A 15216-nucleotide genomic window follows, 5' to 3' on the forward strand; every position below is an offset into this window, starting at 1 on the left:
TGCGAGGTAGCAGTCGCTGTCTATACTCGGTTTGGAATGGAGTTAGCTGATGACGTCCGACTGCACACGCAGCAAGACCCGGCGATTCAAGTTCGTAGTCTGAAAAGCCGCTCCCTTGCCGCAGGTGAAAGCCGGCGGGATAACAAGAACGATAAGGGGAACCCGCAATGATGCGACATCCACACGTCTGGATGGGCCTCCTGTTGTGGTCGATTTTCAGCCAGGCGCAAGCCGCCTGGACTGTGAATATGGCGCCGGGAGCGACTGAAATCAGTCACGCAGTATTCGATCTGCACATGACCATTTTCTGGATCTGTGTAGTGATCGGCATCATCGTCTTCGGCGCCATGTTCTGGTCGATGATGGTCCACCGCCGCTCGACCGGGCAGGTGGCCGCAAAATTTCATGAAAGCACCACCGTCGAGATTCTCTGGACCATCGTGCCCTTCCTGATTCTGGTGGCCATGGCGGTTCCTGCGACTGCAACCCTGATCAAGATGTACGACGCCAGTGAGCCGGATATCGATATCCAGGTCACCGGGTATCAGTGGAAGTGGCATTACAAATACCTGGGCCAGGACGTCGAGTTCTTCAGCAACCTGGCCACCCCCGCCGACCAGATCCACAACAAGGAAGCCAAGGGCGAGCATTACTTGCTCGAGGTCGACAAGCCGCTGGTGCTGCCGATTGGCGCCAAGGTGCGCTTCCTCGTGACGTCCGCGGACGTCATCCATTCCTGGTGGGTACCGGCCTTTGCGGTCAAGCGCGATGCGATTCCGGGGTTTGTCAACGAAGCCTGGACCCGCATCGACAAGCCCGGCATTTATCGCGGCCAGTGCGCCGAGTTGTGCGGCAAGGACCATGGCTTCATGCCCATCGTGGTCGAGGTCAAGGAAAAGGCCGATTACGAAAAATGGCTGGGCGAGCGCAAGGCTGAAGCCCTGCAGCTGAAAGAACTGACCAGCAAGGAATGGACGCTCGACGAGCTCAAAGAGCGCGGCGACAAGATCTATCACACCACCTGCGTGGCGTGTCACCAGGCCGAAGGCCAGGGCCTGCCGCCGATGTTCCCGGCGCTCAAAGGCTCGAAAATCGCCACCGGACCGAAAGAAGGTCACCTGAGCATTGTCTTCCACGGCAAGCCTGGCACCGCGATGGCGGCGTTCGGCAAACAGCTCTCGGAAGTCGACATCGCGGCGGTCGTGACCTACGAACGTAACGCCTGGGGCAACAACAAGGGCGACATGGTCACTCCTAAAGAAGTGCTGGAGCTGAAACAGGCGGAAAGCAAATGACCCAGTCTATTGCGCATGTAAGGAACCGGTCGGGACAACGCGCCCCGGCCTGCCCAGCCCATCTGTTTGCAGGAGACACGCCATGAGCGCCGTCATCGATGACCATGGTCATGCCGACCACGCCCACGGCCCCGCCAAAGGCCTGATGCGCTGGGTGCTGACCACCAACCACAAGGACATCGGCACGCTGTACCTGTGGTTCGCGTTCTCCATGTTCCTGCTCGGCGGCTCATTCGCGATGGTGATTCGCGCCGAACTGTTCCAGCCGGGACTGCAAATTGTCGAACCGGCGTTCTTCAACCAGATGACCACCATGCATGGCCTGGTGATGGTGTTCGGTGCGGTGATGCCGGCGTTCGTCGGCCTCGCCAACTGGATGATCCCGTTGATGATCGGCGCGCCAGACATGGCGCTGCCACGGATGAACAACTTCAGCTTCTGGCTGCTGCCGGCGGCGTTCATTCTGTTGATATCGACCCTGTTCACCGCCGGTGGCGGGCCGAACTTCGGCTGGACGTTCTACGCACCGCTGTCGACGACCTACGCGCCGGAAAGCGTGACCTTCTTCATTTTCGCCATCCACTTGATGGGGATCAGTTCGATCATGGGTGCGATCAATGTGATCGCGACCATCCTCAATCTGCGCGCCCCCGGCATGACGCTGATGAAAATGCCGCTGTTCGTCTGGACCTGGTTGATCACTGCGTTTCTGCTGATCGCGGTGATGCCGGTGCTGGCGGGTTGCGTGACAATGATGCTGATGGACATCCACTTCGGCACCAGTTTCTTCAGTGCCGCCGGTGGCGGTGACCCTGTGTTGTTTCAGCATGTGTTCTGGTTTTTCGGGCACCCCGAGGTGTACATCATGATCCTGCCGGCCTTCGGTGCCGTCAGCTCGATCATTCCGACCTTCTCGCGCAAGCCGCTGTTCGGCTACACCTCGATGGTTTATGCGACGGCGAGCATCGCGTTCCTGTCCTTCATCGTCTGGGCGCACCACATGTTCGTGGTCGGCATTCCGCTGGTGGGCGAGTTGTTCTTCATGTACGCCACGCTGCTGATCGCCGTGCCCACCGGGGTGAAGGTGTTCAACTGGGCGAGCACCATGTGGCAAGGCTCGCTGACTTTCGAGACACCGATGCTGTTTGCGGTGGCGTTCGTGATCCTGTTTTCCATCGGCGGCTTCTCCGGTCTGATGCTGGCCATTGCCCCGGCGGACTTCCAGTATCAGGACACCTACTTCGTGGTCGCGCATTTCCACTACGTGCTGGTGCCGGGGGCGATCTTTGGAATCTTCGCTTCGGCGTATTACTGGCTGCCGAAATGGACCGGGCACATGTACGACGAAACCCTCGGCAAGCTGCACTTCTGGCTCTCGTTCATCGGCATGAACATGGCGTTCTTCCCGATGCACTTCGTGGGGTTGGCGGGCATGCCGCGGCGGATTCCGGACTACAACCTGCAATTCGCCGACTTCAACATGGTGTCGTCAATCGGTGCATTCATGTTCGGCACCACACAGCTGTTTTTCCTGTTCATCGTGATCAAGACCATCCGCGGCGGCCCTCCAGCACCGGCCAAACCGTGGGATGGGGCGGAAGGCCTTGAGTGGAGCATTCCGTCACCGGCGCCGTACCACACCTTCACGACGCCACCGGAAGTGAAATGAACACCCGTGGCCTTGTGGTAATCCCTGTGGGAGCTGGCTTGCCAGCGATGAGGTCGGCGCGGTGTGCCAGACGCACCGCTATCACGGGCAAGCCCGCTCCCACAGGGCTCGGTAGTGAGGGTTGGAATCATGGCTGATTCGATTTCGACGAAGAAACTGGTCACCCGCCTGTTGCTGGTGGTGGTGGCGATGTTCGTCTTCGGGTTTGCCCTGGTGCCGATCTACGACGTGATGTGCAAGGCGTTCGGCATCAACGGCAAGACCGCCGGGCAGTACGAGGGCGAGCAGACGGTCGATGCTTCGCGGCAGGTTCGCGTACAGTTTCTGACCACCAATTCCGTCGACATGTCCTGGGATTTCTACCCCAAGAGCGAAGAGCTGACCGCCCACCCGGGCGCCGTCAACGAGATGATTTTCATCGCTCACAACCCGACCGACAAACCGATGAGTGCGCAAGCGGTGCCGAGCATCGCGCCGAGCACTGCCGCCGCGTATTTCCACAAGACCGAATGTTTCTGCTTTACCCAGCAAGTGCTGCAGCCCGGTCAACGGATCGAGATGCCGGTACGTTTCATCGTTGACCGAGACATGCCCAAGGATGTGAAGCACCTGACGCTGTCCTACACGCTGTTCGATATCACCGCCCGACATCCACCGGTAGCCGTAAACACTGGCGGTTGAGCGTGCCCGATAAGGAGAACAATAAATGGCAACTCATGAGCACTATTACGTACCGGCCCAAAGCAAATGGCCGATCATCGCCACGGTTGGCATGTTCGTCACGGTGTTTGGCCTGGCGACCTGGTTCAACGACCTGAAGGCCGCGCGCCCCGAATCCCACGGACCGCTGATCTTTTTCGTCGGCGGCCTGCTGCTGGCGTACATGCTGTTCGGCTGGTTCGGCACGGTGGTCAAGGAAGGTCGCGCGGGGCTGTACAGCGCGCAAATGGACCGCTCGTTCCGCTGGGGCATGAGCTGGTTCATTTTCTCCGAGGTGATGTTCTTCATCGCGTTCTTCGGTGCGCTGTTCTACGTGCGGCACATTTCCGGGCCGGCACTCGGCGGTGAAGGCCCGAAAGGCATTGCTCATATGCTCTGGCCGAACTTCCAGTTCACCTGGCCGCTGCTGCATACACCGGACCCGAAACTGTTCCCGCCCCCCAAAGAAGTCATCAGCCCATGGGGCTTGCCGCTGATCAACACCATTCTGCTGGTGACCTCCAGCGTCACCGTGACCATCGCCCACCATGCCTTGAAAAAGGGTCATCGCGGCGCGTTGAAAATCTGGCTGGCGATTACCGTTTTACTGGGTTGCGCGTTCCTCGGCTTCCAGGCCGAAGAGTACATGCACGCCTACCACGAACTGGGGCTGACCCTGGGTTCGGGCATCTACGGTGCGACCTTCTTCATGCTCACCGGTTTCCACGGCGCCCACGTGACCATCGGCACCATCATTCTCTTTGTGATGCTGATGCGGATCATGCGCGGGCACTTCGATAACGAGCACCAGTTCGGCTTCGAAGCGGCGAGTTGGTATTGGCACTTTGTCGACGTGGTGTGGATCGGCTTGTTCGTTTTCGTCTATGTGCTTTAGGGGCGGCTATAAGCTTCAAGCTGCAAGCTTCAAGTTTGAAGCGCTTGAAGCTTACAGCTACCAAGGAACGTGTGACACCAACTGGCCGCTGAAAAAACCCCAGGCGATCAAGCCGACGGTGATGGCGGCCAGCGCAACCCGAACACTCAAGGCAATGACGAGGCGGTTCGAGTTGCTGTCGTCCTTGACCAGAAAAAACAGGCCGCTGAACAGGCTGACAACCGTGGCAATCAGCATCAGGACGATGGCTGTTTTGAGCATGGTGGAACTCCAGGGGTAAGGCGATGCACTTGAGTATAGCTATCGCGATGACCGACTTTCTGGCGCTGCCATGAAGCGTTTCCGGCCGGGCATCGTACCGACACTGGTGGTCGCACTCTTGCTGCCGCTGCTGGTGTCGCTCGGGTTCTGGCAACTGAGCCGTGGCGCCGAGAAAAGCGCGTTGCTGCACACCTATGCCGAACGCCGGGTCGCCGAGCCGGTGGCCAGCACCGAACTTCAACACAGCGAAGACCCGGCCTTTCGTCGCGTGCATCTGCACGGCCAGTTCGATGCCGCGCACAGCCTGCTGCTGGATAACCGCCAGCGTGACGGCAAGGTCGGCGTCGAGCTCCTGCAACCGTTTCAGGATCAGGCCACCGGGCTGTGGCTACTGGTCAATCGTGGCTGGCTGCCGTGGCCGGACCGGCGCGCACCGCCGCAATTCACCACGCCGACTCAGGCGTTGAATCTGGATGCCTGGGTCTACGTTCCGCCCGGCGCTACCTTTCAGCTGCACGCCGATCCGAGCGCCACGAACTGGCCCGAGCTGGTGACCGCCGTCGAGCCGGCCAAGCTTTGGAAGGCGCTGGACCGCGAAGGGTTTGCCTACGAATTACGCGCAGAAACCGGCCCCGCAACCTACCAGGCCGATTGGCCGGTGATCGCCATGGGGCCGGAAAAACACATCGCCTACGCCGTGCAGTGGTTCGCCATGTCGATCGCCCTGCTCGGCCTCTTTATCTACCTCGGTTGGCACAACGCAAAGGAGAAACACCATGGGAGCGGCCATGAATCCACCCCGCATGTCTGAGGCGAAAACGCCGGCGAGTCGGCGCAAGGGTCGCTTGCAGCTGTTGTTGATCCTGCTCGGGGTGATCGGTCCGATGATCCTCGCCACCGGCATGTACAAATTGCAGTTCTGGGTGCCGGACGGTCGCAGCTATCACGGCGAACTGATCGGCAACGGCCAGACCCGCGCCGACCTCGGCGTGCAGGCGCAGGAGGAGCGCTGGCAAATGCTGGTCACCGCGCCGAAGGATTGTTCGGTGGACTGCCAACAACTGGTGTACCTGGCGCGGCAAATCCAGATCGGTCTCGGTCGTGATGCCTCGCGCGCCAGCCACGCACTCGCCGCCGCACAACCCCTGAGCGCCGATTACGAGGCCAAGCTGACCCGCGAATACCCGCAACTGCGACGCTACCCCATGGACCTGACGACCTTCAGCAAGACGACGGGCGACAAGACCGTGCCCCAACTGTGGATCATCGATCCGCACGGCAATCTGGTACTGCGCTACGACCCGACGGTGAAGGGCAAGGATTTACTGAACGACCTGCGTCATCTGCTGAAACTGTCGAACATCGGATAAGGGCATCGTCATGGCCAAACCTGGATTTCGCCTCGCGCTGTTTGCCACCCTGCTGGCACTGATTGTGGTGTTGCTCGGCGCCTACACCCGCCTGACCCACGCCGGCCTCGGCTGTCCGGACTGGCCGGGCTGCTATGGCTTTATCAGCGTGCCGAAAAGCGAAGCCCAACTGGCCCATGCCGAACTGCATTTTCCCGATGCGCCCGTCGAAGCCCACAAAGGCTGGAACGAGATGGTCCACCGCTACTTCGCCGGCACCTTGGCGGTGTTGATTTCGATACTGGCCGGCCGCGCCTGGATGCATCGTCGTCATCCAGGGCAACCGGTGAAGCTGCCGCTGTTTCTGTTGGCGGTGGTGTTCGCCCAAGCGGCGTTCGGCATGTGGACGGTGACGCTCAAGCTCTGGCCGCAGGTGGTGACCGGGCATTTGCTCGGCGGTTTTGCCACGCTCAGTCTGTTATTCCTCCTGACCTTGCGCCTGTCCGGCGTGCTGCCGGCGCTGACCGTGCCACGGCGTTTGCAGTATTGGGCGACCGCCGGTTTGCTGCTGGTGATCCTGCAAATTGCCCTCGGCGGATGGGTCAGTTCCAACTATGCGGCGGTGGCCTGCATCGACTTCCCGACCTGTCACGGGCAATGGCTGCCACCGGCGGACTTCGCCAACGGCTTTCACCTGACCCAACACATCGGCCCCAATTACCTCGGCGGGCAACTGGACAGCGATGCCCGCACCGCGATTCACCTCACTCACCGTATCGGCGCATTGTTGGTGACGGTGGTGCTGCTAGGGCTGGCGTGGCAATTGAAGGTCGTTGGCATGACTCGCCTCGCCGGGTTGGTGCTGATCGCCCTTGCCGCGCAAATCACCCTGGGCATCAGCAACGTCGTGTTTCATCTGCCGCTGCCGGTGGCTGTCGCGCATAACGCCGGTGGCGCAGCGCTGCTGCTGACGATGGTGCTGGTCAATTACCACGCGCGAACCAGTCTGGTTCGGGTCAAACAGCAATCCCCTGTGCGCTGGCGCTTCAGGCCGCGTAAACACTCGGCCGGGCCCATAACAATAAAAGGAGAGATGCCATGGCGACTCTGATCGGCGCACGTCACAGCCAGGCGATCTGGCGTGACTACCTGGAGCTGACCAAGCCGAAAGTGGTGGTGCTGATGCTCATCACTTCGCTGGTCGGCATGTTTCTCGCGACCCGTGCGGGCGTGCCGTGGACGGTGCTGGTGTTCGGCAACCTGGGGATCGCGTTGTGTGCTGGCGGGGCGGCGGCGGTCAACCATGTGGTGGACCGGCGTATCGATGCAGTAATGGCGCGCACGCACAAACGTCCGTTGGCCGAAGGCCGGGTGTCACCGACGGCAGCGCTGACCTTTGCGTTGGTGCTGGCACTGTTGGGCCAGGCCTTGTTGCTGGCGTTCACCAATCCGCTGACGGCCTGGCTGACCCTCGCCTCGCTGCTCGGTTACGCCGTGGTCTACACCGGTTTTCTGAAACGCGCGACGCCGCAGAACATCGTCATCGGCGGCCTGGCCGGTGCCGCCCCGCCGCTGCTCGGCTGGACCGCTGCAACCGGTCATGTCAGCGCCGAACCGCTGTTGCTGGTGCTGATCATCTTCGCCTGGACCCCGCCGCACTTCTGGGCCCTGGCAATTCACCGCAAAGAGGAATACGCCAAGGCCGACATTCCGATGCTGCCGGTGACCCACGGCGAGCACTACACCAAAATCCATATCCTGCTTTACACCTTCGCACTGCTGGCCGTGAGCCTGATGCCGTATGTGATCCACATGAGCGGCATGCTCTACCTGATCTGCGCGCTGGGACTGGGCGCACGGTTTCTGCAATGGGCCGTGGTGCTGTACCGTGGCACTCGGCCGCACGCGGCGATTAACACCTTCAAGTACTCTATCTACTACTTGTTCCTGCTGTTTATCGCGCTGCTCGTTGACCACTACTTACTGTTGAACCTATGACTCGAACCCAAAAAACCGTCTTCATTCTCGTCGCCCTGATCGCACTGGTTCTGGGCCTGACCATAAACAAAGTGCTGTCCGGCAAAGGCCAGGGCGACCCGACCGCGTTGATCGACGCCGGGATCATCCTGTTGCCGCAAAGTCGCAACCTGCCCGACGTAACGATGACCGATCAGGACGGCAAACCGGTGGCGGTCAACGCACTGAAAGACAAGTGGAGCCTGCTGTTCTTCGGTTACACCTTCTGCCCGGACATCTGCCCGACCACCCTCGCCCAACTGCGCCAGATCAAAAGCGAACTGCCGCCGGAGGTTGTGGATAAATTGCAGATCATTTTGGTCAGCGTCGACCCGAACCGCGACACGCCCAAACAGCTCAAGCAGTACCTGGGTTACTTCGATCCACAGTTTCAGGGTTTGACCGCAGCGTCGGTGGACGACCTTCAGAAACTGGCCAATGCGGTGAGCATTCCGTTTATTCCGGGAGACACCAGCAAGCCGAACTACACGGTGGATCACAGCGGCAACCTGGCAGTGATTGGCCCCGACGGGACCCAGCGCGGGTTTATTCGGGCACCGTTGAATAACACCAAGTTGGTGGCGCAGTTGCCCGTAATGCTGCAACGCAAGTAATTTTTAGGGTGAAGGCTCCTGAAGCATCAGGAAGCCTTCCACTCGCCTGTCGAAAAGAGAAGTACGGCGCGTTTGGAACTAAATAAAACGCTGTATCGTTAATAACTGCTTCGGCAGTAAGCAGATTGAAACAACCTAGAAGGAATATCGGATCAATCTCACTCGCCCGTCAATGTCTTCCACAAATTTTTTTATATGCATTAGTGATTCGACGCTTGGCTTATAGTGTCCCGAGTAGTTATTAACTTCGAAAAGGCTTTTTCCTCCCACGCTCTTTATATAACCGGCACTTATTACTTTGTTGCTTCCTGCGAATTGGCTTAGCACGGAATGAGAAACAAGATCTGCCGGGTGTTTCCCCGGATATCCACCAACGACCAATTGATATTGATCAGTTAGGACGTATTTGTAAAGTTCACCACGCTCTAACGAACGCAATTCGTTCGAAGTTGAAATATTCCTTATTATGTTCCCGTTAAGTTCATTTTGAACCATCTCGTAAGCCCGGTAATCCTCCGCAATACTGCTCACTATATTTTTTATTACTTTAGGTGCCTCGCTTACGCTACCTATGCTGGCCGTTCTAATTCTTGGATTTCCACCCCCTTTCAAATGTGCAGATGCATTTGATGACTTGAAGAGCTCCGCAATTTTATTAGACATTGAAGTTAACGCTGCACCCGCTCCGTGAAATAAAGAAAAATGTCCATTCATATCGTGTTGATTAACGGGATCACCCAAACAATACATATAAGCATTTAATCCACCTCTCCCAAATGGACTGAAACTGTCCGGACTATTAAAGCGCATAATTACAGGGTTAAAAGCCCGACAACCATTGCCCAACATATAATGCCCGGTGACAGAACTTCGTCGCTGACCATTGAAACCCAGCAAACTCAATAAACAGTTTTCAACTGGGGAATACCCATAAGGCGAGTAAGCAAATGATTTAAATGGTTTAGTCCTCAGGGTGTGCAAAATAGTGTGCGGTTGATCTGTCGCCAGTAGCGAAATCGTTGCTGAATTCTTCTTTATATATAGTTGCGCCAACGGTAAAACATCTTGTTGAAATAGCGCATAGCTCGCTGAACCCTGAATCTCCGTCGCCAAACGTTCTTTGCAGTAAAAGCGCCTGAGTTCAGCTTCTCTATCAGTAGAAGTACCCACCAGGCGATTCAGCGGATCGTAGTAGTAAGTGCATATCACTTCTTGAGCATTGGCGAGCAAGAGCTAAATCCCCTGAATAATTTTGATCTTATTCAGCCTGGGTAATCGAAGCAACGTTGTCTACTAGTAGAACTGATAGGGTTGAGAGCCAAGTGGTACTTGTAGGAGCCCGGCTTGCCGGCGATGGCGATCTCACGGACGCCATCGCCGCGGTGCGACGACTCGACAAGCCAAGGCCCTACAGGGATCGGTGTTTCAGGCACAAAAAAGGGAGGCCACATGGCCTCCCTTTTTCATTGCGCCGTTGGATCAGAACGCCGGCACCACTGCGCCTTTGTACTTCTCGAGAATGAAGGCTTTCACTTCCGGGCTATGCAGTGCAGCAGCCAGTTTCTTCATGTCTTCGCTGTCCTTGTTGTCCGGGCGGGCCACGAGGATGTTCACGTAAGGCGAGTCGCTGCCTTCGATGACCAGTGCATCCTTGGCCGGATCGAGCTTGGCTTCCAGCGCATAGTTGGTGTTGATCAGCGCCAGGTCGACCTGGGTCAGCACGCGAGGGATGGTCGCGGCTTCCAGTTCGCGGATTTTCAGGTCCTTGGTGTTCTCGGTGATGTCCTTGGTGGTCGACAGGATGTTGTTCGAATCCTTCAACTTGATCAGGCCGGATTTCGCCAGCAGCAACAGCGCACGGCCGCCGTTGGTGGCGTCGTTCGGGATCACCACGGTGGCGCCGCCCGGCAGTTCGGTCAGCGCTTTATACTTGCTGGAGTAAGCGCCCAGCGGTTCCAGGTGCACACCGGCCACGGCCACCAGGTCAGTGCCCTTGGCCTTGTTGAACTCATCAAGGTACGGCTGGTGCTGGAAGAAGTTGGCGTCCAAGCGTTTCTCGGCCACTTGCACGTTCGGCTGAATGTAGTCGGTGAAGACTTTGACTTTCAGGTCCACGCCTTCTTTGGCCAGGGCCGGCTTCACGAATTCGAGGATTTCTGCGTGCGGGACCGGGGTCGCCGCGACAGTCAGGGTGTCGGCGTGGGCGGAAAAGGCTGCAACGGCAGCGAACGCGACGAGTAGTTTTTTCATTCAGCTAACTCCATGTGAGGCGCCGCTCACGGCGCCTGCCAGCGAATGGCCGGCTCATGTATTAAATTACAAAAAGCTTATTTGCGCGAAAAGTGTACGACCAACTTGTCGCCAACGGTTTGTAGCACTTGAACCAGCACCAGCAGCAACACCACGGTCACCACCATCACGTCTGTCTGGAAACGCTGGTAGCCGAAACGGATCGCCAGGTCACCGAGACCACCTGCGCCCACCACACCGGCCATCGCCGTGTAGGAAACCAGTGTAATCGCTGTCACCGTAATTGCCGCGAAGATGCCCGGGCGGGCTTCCGGCAGCAAGGCGTTGGTGATGATCTGACGCGTCGACGCGCCCATGGCCTGGGTCGCTTCGATGATGCCGCGATCCACTTCACGCAAGGCCGTTTCAACCAGTCGGGCGAAGAACGGCGTGGCGCCTATCACCAACGGTGGAATCGCGCCGGCAACACCGAGGGAAGTACCGGTGAGGAAAACGGTGAACGGAATCATCACGATCAACAGGATGATGAACGGCAGCGAACGCAAAATGTTCACCACCAGCGACAACATCGCATACACGCCTCTGGCTTCAAGCAACTGACGCGGGCTGCACAGAAACAACAGCACGCCCAGCGGCAGGCCCAGCAAAACGGTGAACAGCAGCGAGCCGCCGAGCATCATCAAGGTGTCGCCGGTCGCCAGCCAGATTTCGAACCAGTCGATGTTGGAGAAGAATGCAGTCAGGGCTTCCATCAACGCAGCACCTCCATGTGGACATCAGCCGCAGTGAAGTGAGCAAACGCCGCTTCCATGTCGCCGCCGGTGACCGCAAGGGTCAACTGCCCATAGGGAATGTCTTTGATGCGGTCGATACGACCGGCGAGGATGCTGTAGTCCACGCCCGTTTCCCGAGCGACGGTGCCCAGCAACGGCGCGTAGGTCGCTTCGCCCTGGAACGTCAGACGCACGATGCGGCCCGGCACATGCGCGAAGTCGTCGCGCTGTTCGCTCTCTTCAACCTGCTCGCTCTCCTGGACGAAACGCTTGGTGGTCGGGTGCTTCGGGTGCAGGAATACGTCGGCCACCGAGCCTTGCTCGACGATCACGCCGTCGTCCATCACGCCGACCTGATCGCACACGCGACGGATCACGTCCATCTCGTGGGTGATCAGGACGATGGTCAGTTTCAGCTCGCGGTTGATCTCGGCCAGCAACTGCAGGACCGACGCCGTGGTCTGCGGGTCCAGTGCACTGGTGGCTTCATCGCACAGCAGGATTTTCGGCTTGGTCGCCAAGGCGCGGGCGATGCCGACGCGCTGCTTCTGGCCGCCGGACAACTGCGCCGGGTACTTTTTCGCGTGGTCGGACAACCCCACCCGCGCCAGCAGCTCGGCGACACGCTGGTCGATCTCGCTGCGCGACAGTTCGCCGGCCAGGGTCAACGGCAGCGCGACGTTGTCGGCCACAGTCTTGGACGCAAGCAGGTTGAAGTGCTGGAAAATCATCCCGACCTGCTGACGGAAGCGTCGCAAGCCGTTGGCGTCGAGCGCGGTGACTTCTTCCCCGTCGACGAAGATCTTGCCGCCACTGGCGTTCTCCAGGCGATTGATCAGACGCAGCAGGGTACTTTTTCCCGCACCGGAATGACCGATCAGGCCGAAGACCTGGCCATTCTCAATCGACAGATTGGTCGGGTGCAGGGCGGGAATATCCTTACCGGCGACGCGGTAGGTTTTGTGGACGTTTTGGAACTCGATCACGTAGCGAACCTTGTGGGGCGCGTTGGAAAGGGATCAGCGGTTAGCCGGGCGCGCATTTTAGCCTGTCCGTATAGAGGTTATTAGCATTTATTCCGCATTCAACCTTCCATTTGGCAATAACGCGATCAAAAGTCAGAAAAAAGGAACGGCTAAAAACCTCATCAGTCACTAATTAGGCAACTCGAAAACGCCCCCGGTGCCGTGCCTGGGGAATGCATAAGAGTCCTGGCTACGGCGGGAATCGCCACGAGGAGATCACGACTGATGAGTACTAAAAAGCCTGCCGCCCCCAAAAGCGCACTGGCCGGGACCGATACCCTGGACCGCGGCAACACCAACACCAAGCTCGACAGCCTGGAACAATTCCGCTCCGACGCTACCGAACAGGCCCTGCGCACTAATCAGGGCGTGAAGGTCTCGGACAACCAGAACACCTTGAAGGTCGGCGCTCGCGGGCCATCGTTGCTCGAAGATTTCATCATGCGTGAAAAAATCACGCATTTTGACCATGAGCGCATCCCGGAACGCATCGTCCACGCACGCGGCACCGGCGCCCATGGTTACTTCCAGACCTATGAAAACCATTCGGTGTTGACCAAGGCCGGTTTCCTGCAGGACCCGGGCAAGAAAACCCCGGTCTTCGTGCGGTTTTCCACGGTGCAGGGACCTCGCGGGTCGGGCGATACCGTGCGCGATGTACGCGGTTTTGCCGTGAAATTTTTCACCGACGAAGGCAACTTCGATTTGGTGGGCAACAACATGCCGGTGTTTTTCATACAGGATGCGATCAAGTTTCCAGACTTCGTGCACGCGGTAAAACCCGAGCCGCACAACGAGATTCCTACGGGTGGCTCGGCGCATGACACCTTCTGGGACTTCGTCTCGCTGGTGCCGGAATCGGCGCACATGGTCATCTGGGCAATGTCCGACCGGGCGATTCCGAAAAGTTTGCGCAGCATGCAGGGTTTTGGCGTGCACACGTTCCGCCTGGTCAACGCCGAAGGCAAATCGCGCTTCGTCAAATTCCACTGGCGTCCGTCCGCCGGCACCTGCTCGCTGGTCTGGGATGAAGCACAGAAACTCGCCGGTAAGGACACCGACTATCACCGTCGCGATCTCTGGGAATCTATTGAGCTGGGCGATTATCCAGAATGGGAATTGGGCGTGCAGATCATCGAAGAGGAAAACGAGCACTCGTTCGACTTCGATATCCTCGACCCGACCAAACTGATTCCTGAAGAAACCGTGCCAATCACGCCGCTGGGCAAAATGGTCCTCAATCGCAATCCGGATAACTTCTTCGCGGAGACCGAGCAGGTTGCGTTCTGCCCGGGGCATATCGTGCCGGGAATCGACTTTTCCAATGATCCGTTGCTACAAGGTCGGTTGTTTTCCTACACCGATACGCAAATCAGCCGACTCGGTGGACCGAATTTTCACGAAATCCCGATCAACCGTCCGGTCGCACCCTTCCACAATGGTCAGCGGGATGCGTTGCATCGCACCACCATCGACAAGGGTCGCGCGGCCTACGAGCCGAATTCCATCGACGGCGGCTGGCCGAAAGAAACACCGCCCGCCGCGCAGGATGGCGGCTTCGAAACCTATCCGGAGCGCATCGATGCCAACAAAATCCGCCAGCGTAGCGAGTCGTTCGGTGATCACTTCTCGCAGGCCCGGCTGTTCTTCCACAGCATGAGCAAGCACGAGCAGGAACACATCATCTCGGCCTACAGCTTTGAATTGGGCAAGGTAGAACGCGAACACATCCGAGCGCGCGAAGTGAATGAAATCCTCGCCAACATCGACCTGGAACTGGCCAAGCGCGTGGCTCAGAACCTTGGCTTGCCGGCACCGAAAGCCGGGACGGTCGATGTGCCAAAAACATCTTTGGACCGCTCGCCGGCCTTGAGTCAGGCCAATCTGCTGCCGGGCGATATCAAAACCCGCAAGGTTGCGATTCTGGCGGCTAATGGTGTCGATGGTGCTGCGATCGATGCGATGAAAGCTGCGCTGAAAGCCGAAGGTGCCCACGCCAAACTGCTCGGCCCAACGTCGGCGCCGGTGACTACCGCTGATGGCAAGGCGTTGCCGGTGGATGCGTCGATGGAGGGTTTGCCGTCCATCGCGTTTGATGCGGTGTTCGTGCCAGGTGGCGCGGCATCGATCAAGGCGTTGAGCGGCGATGGCGTGGCGTTGCATTACGTGCTGGAGGCGTACAAACACCTGAAGGCAATCGCGTTGCATGGCGAAGCGAAGCAGTTGCTGGATGTGTTGAAACTGGAGGCTGATGCCGGGTTGATCGTGGGCGCGGATGCCAAGTTGATCAAACCTTTTATTGCCGCGATCGGGCAGCATCGGGTTTGGGATCGGGAGGCTAAGGCCAAGGCGGTTCCGGCTTAATATTTG

The 15216-nt window shown here is 58.4% G+C and carries 15 protein-coding genes; 10 read left to right on the forward strand and 5 right to left on the reverse strand.

Features of this window, described 5'->3' with window-relative positions:
• Window positions 1-167: 167 nt before the first annotated feature.
• The 4 genes from coxB to ACYZT4_RS20595 all read left to right on the forward strand — a co-directional run bounded on the left by coxB (window position 168) and on the right by ACYZT4_RS20595 (window position 4558).
• Window positions 168-1295 (forward strand): cytochrome c oxidase subunit II, encoded by a 1128-nt coding sequence (gene coxB / locus ACYZT4_RS20580; protein WP_461982703.1) that lies wholly within the window; start codon window positions 168-170, stop codon window positions 1293-1295.
• A gap of 82 nt (window positions 1296-1377) precedes the next feature.
• Window positions 1378-2964, forward strand: coding sequence for a cytochrome c oxidase subunit I (ctaD, locus tag ACYZT4_RS20585; RefSeq protein ID WP_461982704.1), 1587 nt, complete (start codon window positions 1378-1380; stop codon window positions 2962-2964).
• A gap of 129 nt (window positions 2965-3093) precedes the next feature.
• On the forward strand, window positions 3094-3645 hold the full coding sequence (locus tag ACYZT4_RS20590) for a cytochrome c oxidase assembly protein (protein WP_461982705.1): 552 nt from the start codon (window positions 3094-3096) through the stop codon (window positions 3643-3645).
• A 25-nt stretch (window positions 3646-3670) separates the two neighbouring features.
• Window positions 3671-4558, forward strand: coding sequence for a cytochrome c oxidase subunit 3 (locus ACYZT4_RS20595; RefSeq protein ID WP_461982706.1), 888 nt, complete (start codon window positions 3671-3673; stop codon window positions 4556-4558).
• A 57-nt stretch (window positions 4559-4615) separates the two neighbouring features.
• On the opposite strand, the gene ACYZT4_RS20600 is transcribed toward ACYZT4_RS20595, so the two are convergent.
• Window positions 4616-4819: a twin transmembrane helix small protein gene (locus ACYZT4_RS20600; RefSeq protein WP_461982707.1), complete on the reverse strand. Its 204-nt coding sequence runs from the start codon at window positions 4817-4819 to the stop codon at window positions 4616-4618.
• 70 nt (window positions 4820-4889) lie between these two features.
• Here ACYZT4_RS20600 and ACYZT4_RS20605 point away from each other — a divergent pair, with 70 nt between their 5' ends.
• From ACYZT4_RS20605 to ACYZT4_RS20625, 5 genes are read left to right on the forward strand one after another with little or no spacing between them, the layout of a single operon-like run.
• The gene (locus ACYZT4_RS20605; RefSeq protein WP_461982708.1) at window positions 4890-5630 is read left to right on the forward strand and encodes an SURF1 family protein; all 741 of its coding nucleotides are present in this window, start codon (window positions 4890-4892) and stop codon (window positions 5628-5630) included.
• Window positions 5596-6189: a hypothetical protein gene (locus tag ACYZT4_RS20610; protein WP_461982709.1), complete on the forward strand. Its 594-nt coding sequence runs from the start codon at window positions 5596-5598 to the stop codon at window positions 6187-6189. The genes ACYZT4_RS20605 and ACYZT4_RS20610 overlap by 35 nt, the downstream gene beginning before the upstream one ends.
• Before the next feature lie 10 nt (window positions 6190-6199).
• Window positions 6200-7279, forward strand: coding sequence for a COX15/CtaA family protein (locus ACYZT4_RS20615; RefSeq protein WP_461982710.1), 1080 nt, complete (start codon window positions 6200-6202; stop codon window positions 7277-7279).
• On the forward strand, window positions 7267-8166 hold the full coding sequence (gene cyoE, locus ACYZT4_RS20620; RefSeq protein WP_461982711.1) for a heme o synthase: 900 nt from the start codon (window positions 7267-7269) through the stop codon (window positions 8164-8166). Before ACYZT4_RS20615 ends, cyoE begins: the two co-directional genes overlap by 13 nt.
• A complete protein-coding gene (locus ACYZT4_RS20625; protein ID WP_461982712.1) occupies window positions 8163-8798 on the forward strand; it encodes an SCO family protein in 636 nt (211 codons plus the stop codon). Before cyoE ends, ACYZT4_RS20625 begins: the two co-directional genes overlap by 4 nt.
• A 135-nt stretch (window positions 8799-8933) precedes the next feature.
• Here ACYZT4_RS20625 and ACYZT4_RS20630 read toward each other — a convergent pair whose 3' ends face one another.
• The 4 genes from ACYZT4_RS20630 to ACYZT4_RS20645 all read right to left on the reverse strand — a co-directional run bounded on the left by ACYZT4_RS20630 (window position 8934) and on the right by ACYZT4_RS20645 (window position 12807).
• Window positions 8934-10028 (reverse strand): RHS repeat-associated core domain-containing protein, encoded by a 1095-nt coding sequence (locus tag ACYZT4_RS20630; RefSeq protein WP_461982713.1) that lies wholly within the window; start codon window positions 10026-10028, stop codon window positions 8934-8936.
• Between the two features lie 249 nt (window positions 10029-10277).
• The gene (locus ACYZT4_RS20635) at window positions 10278-11048 is read right to left on the reverse strand and encodes a MetQ/NlpA family ABC transporter substrate-binding protein (protein ID WP_461982714.1); all 771 of its coding nucleotides are present in this window, start codon (window positions 11046-11048) and stop codon (window positions 10278-10280) included.
• A gap of 77 nt (window positions 11049-11125) precedes the next feature.
• A complete protein-coding gene (locus tag ACYZT4_RS20640) occupies window positions 11126-11800 on the reverse strand; it encodes a methionine ABC transporter permease (RefSeq protein ID WP_461982715.1) in 675 nt (224 codons plus the stop codon).
• Entirely contained in the window at window positions 11800-12807 is a 1008-nt protein-coding gene (locus ACYZT4_RS20645) for a methionine ABC transporter ATP-binding protein (RefSeq protein WP_461982716.1), read from the reverse strand. Before ACYZT4_RS20645 ends, ACYZT4_RS20640 begins: the two co-directional genes overlap by 1 nt.
• Window positions 12808-13071: 264 nt before the next feature.
• Here ACYZT4_RS20645 and katE point away from each other — a divergent pair, with 264 nt between their 5' ends.
• Entirely contained in the window at window positions 13072-15210 is a 2139-nt protein-coding gene (katE, locus tag ACYZT4_RS20650) for a catalase HPII (protein ID WP_461982717.1), read from the forward strand.
• Window positions 15211-15216: the final 6 nt, after the last annotated feature.

It is taken from the genome of Pseudomonas sp. GB2N2, from assembly GCF_054897705.1.

What these genes read in the sequence shown, in the direction of transcription:
- coxB (WP_461982703.1), top strand. Translation starts at nt 168, where the DNA reads ATGATGCGACATCCACACGTCTGGATGGGCCTCCTGTTGTGGTCGATT.
- ctaD (WP_461982704.1), top strand. Translation starts at nt 1,378, where the DNA reads ATGAGCGCCGTCATCGATGACCATGGTCATGCCGACCACGCCCACGGC.
- ACYZT4_RS20590 (WP_461982705.1), top strand. Translation starts at nt 3,094, where the DNA reads ATGGCTGATTCGATTTCGACGAAGAAACTGGTCACCCGCCTGTTGCTG.
- ACYZT4_RS20595 (WP_461982706.1), top strand. Translation starts at nt 3,671, where the DNA reads ATGGCAACTCATGAGCACTATTACGTACCGGCCCAAAGCAAATGGCCG.
- ACYZT4_RS20600 (WP_461982707.1), bottom strand. Translation starts at nt 4,819, where the DNA reads ATGCTCAAAACAGCCATCGTCCTGATGCTGATTGCCACGGTTGTCAGC.
- ACYZT4_RS20605 (WP_461982708.1), top strand. Translation starts at nt 4,890, where the DNA reads ATGAAGCGTTTCCGGCCGGGCATCGTACCGACACTGGTGGTCGCACTC.
- ACYZT4_RS20610 (WP_461982709.1), top strand. Translation starts at nt 5,596, where the DNA reads ATGGGAGCGGCCATGAATCCACCCCGCATGTCTGAGGCGAAAACGCCG.
- ACYZT4_RS20615 (WP_461982710.1), top strand. Translation starts at nt 6,200, where the DNA reads ATGGCCAAACCTGGATTTCGCCTCGCGCTGTTTGCCACCCTGCTGGCA.
- cyoE (WP_461982711.1), top strand. Translation starts at nt 7,267, where the DNA reads ATGGCGACTCTGATCGGCGCACGTCACAGCCAGGCGATCTGGCGTGAC.
- ACYZT4_RS20625 (WP_461982712.1), top strand. Translation starts at nt 8,163, where the DNA reads ATGACTCGAACCCAAAAAACCGTCTTCATTCTCGTCGCCCTGATCGCA.
- ACYZT4_RS20635 (WP_461982714.1), bottom strand. Translation starts at nt 11,048, where the DNA reads ATGAAAAAACTACTCGTCGCGTTCGCTGCCGTTGCAGCCTTTTCCGCC.
- ACYZT4_RS20640 (WP_461982715.1), bottom strand. Translation starts at nt 11,800, where the DNA reads ATGGAAGCCCTGACTGCATTCTTCTCCAACATCGACTGGTTCGAAATC.
- katE (WP_461982717.1), top strand. Translation starts at nt 13,072, where the DNA reads ATGAGTACTAAAAAGCCTGCCGCCCCCAAAAGCGCACTGGCCGGGACC.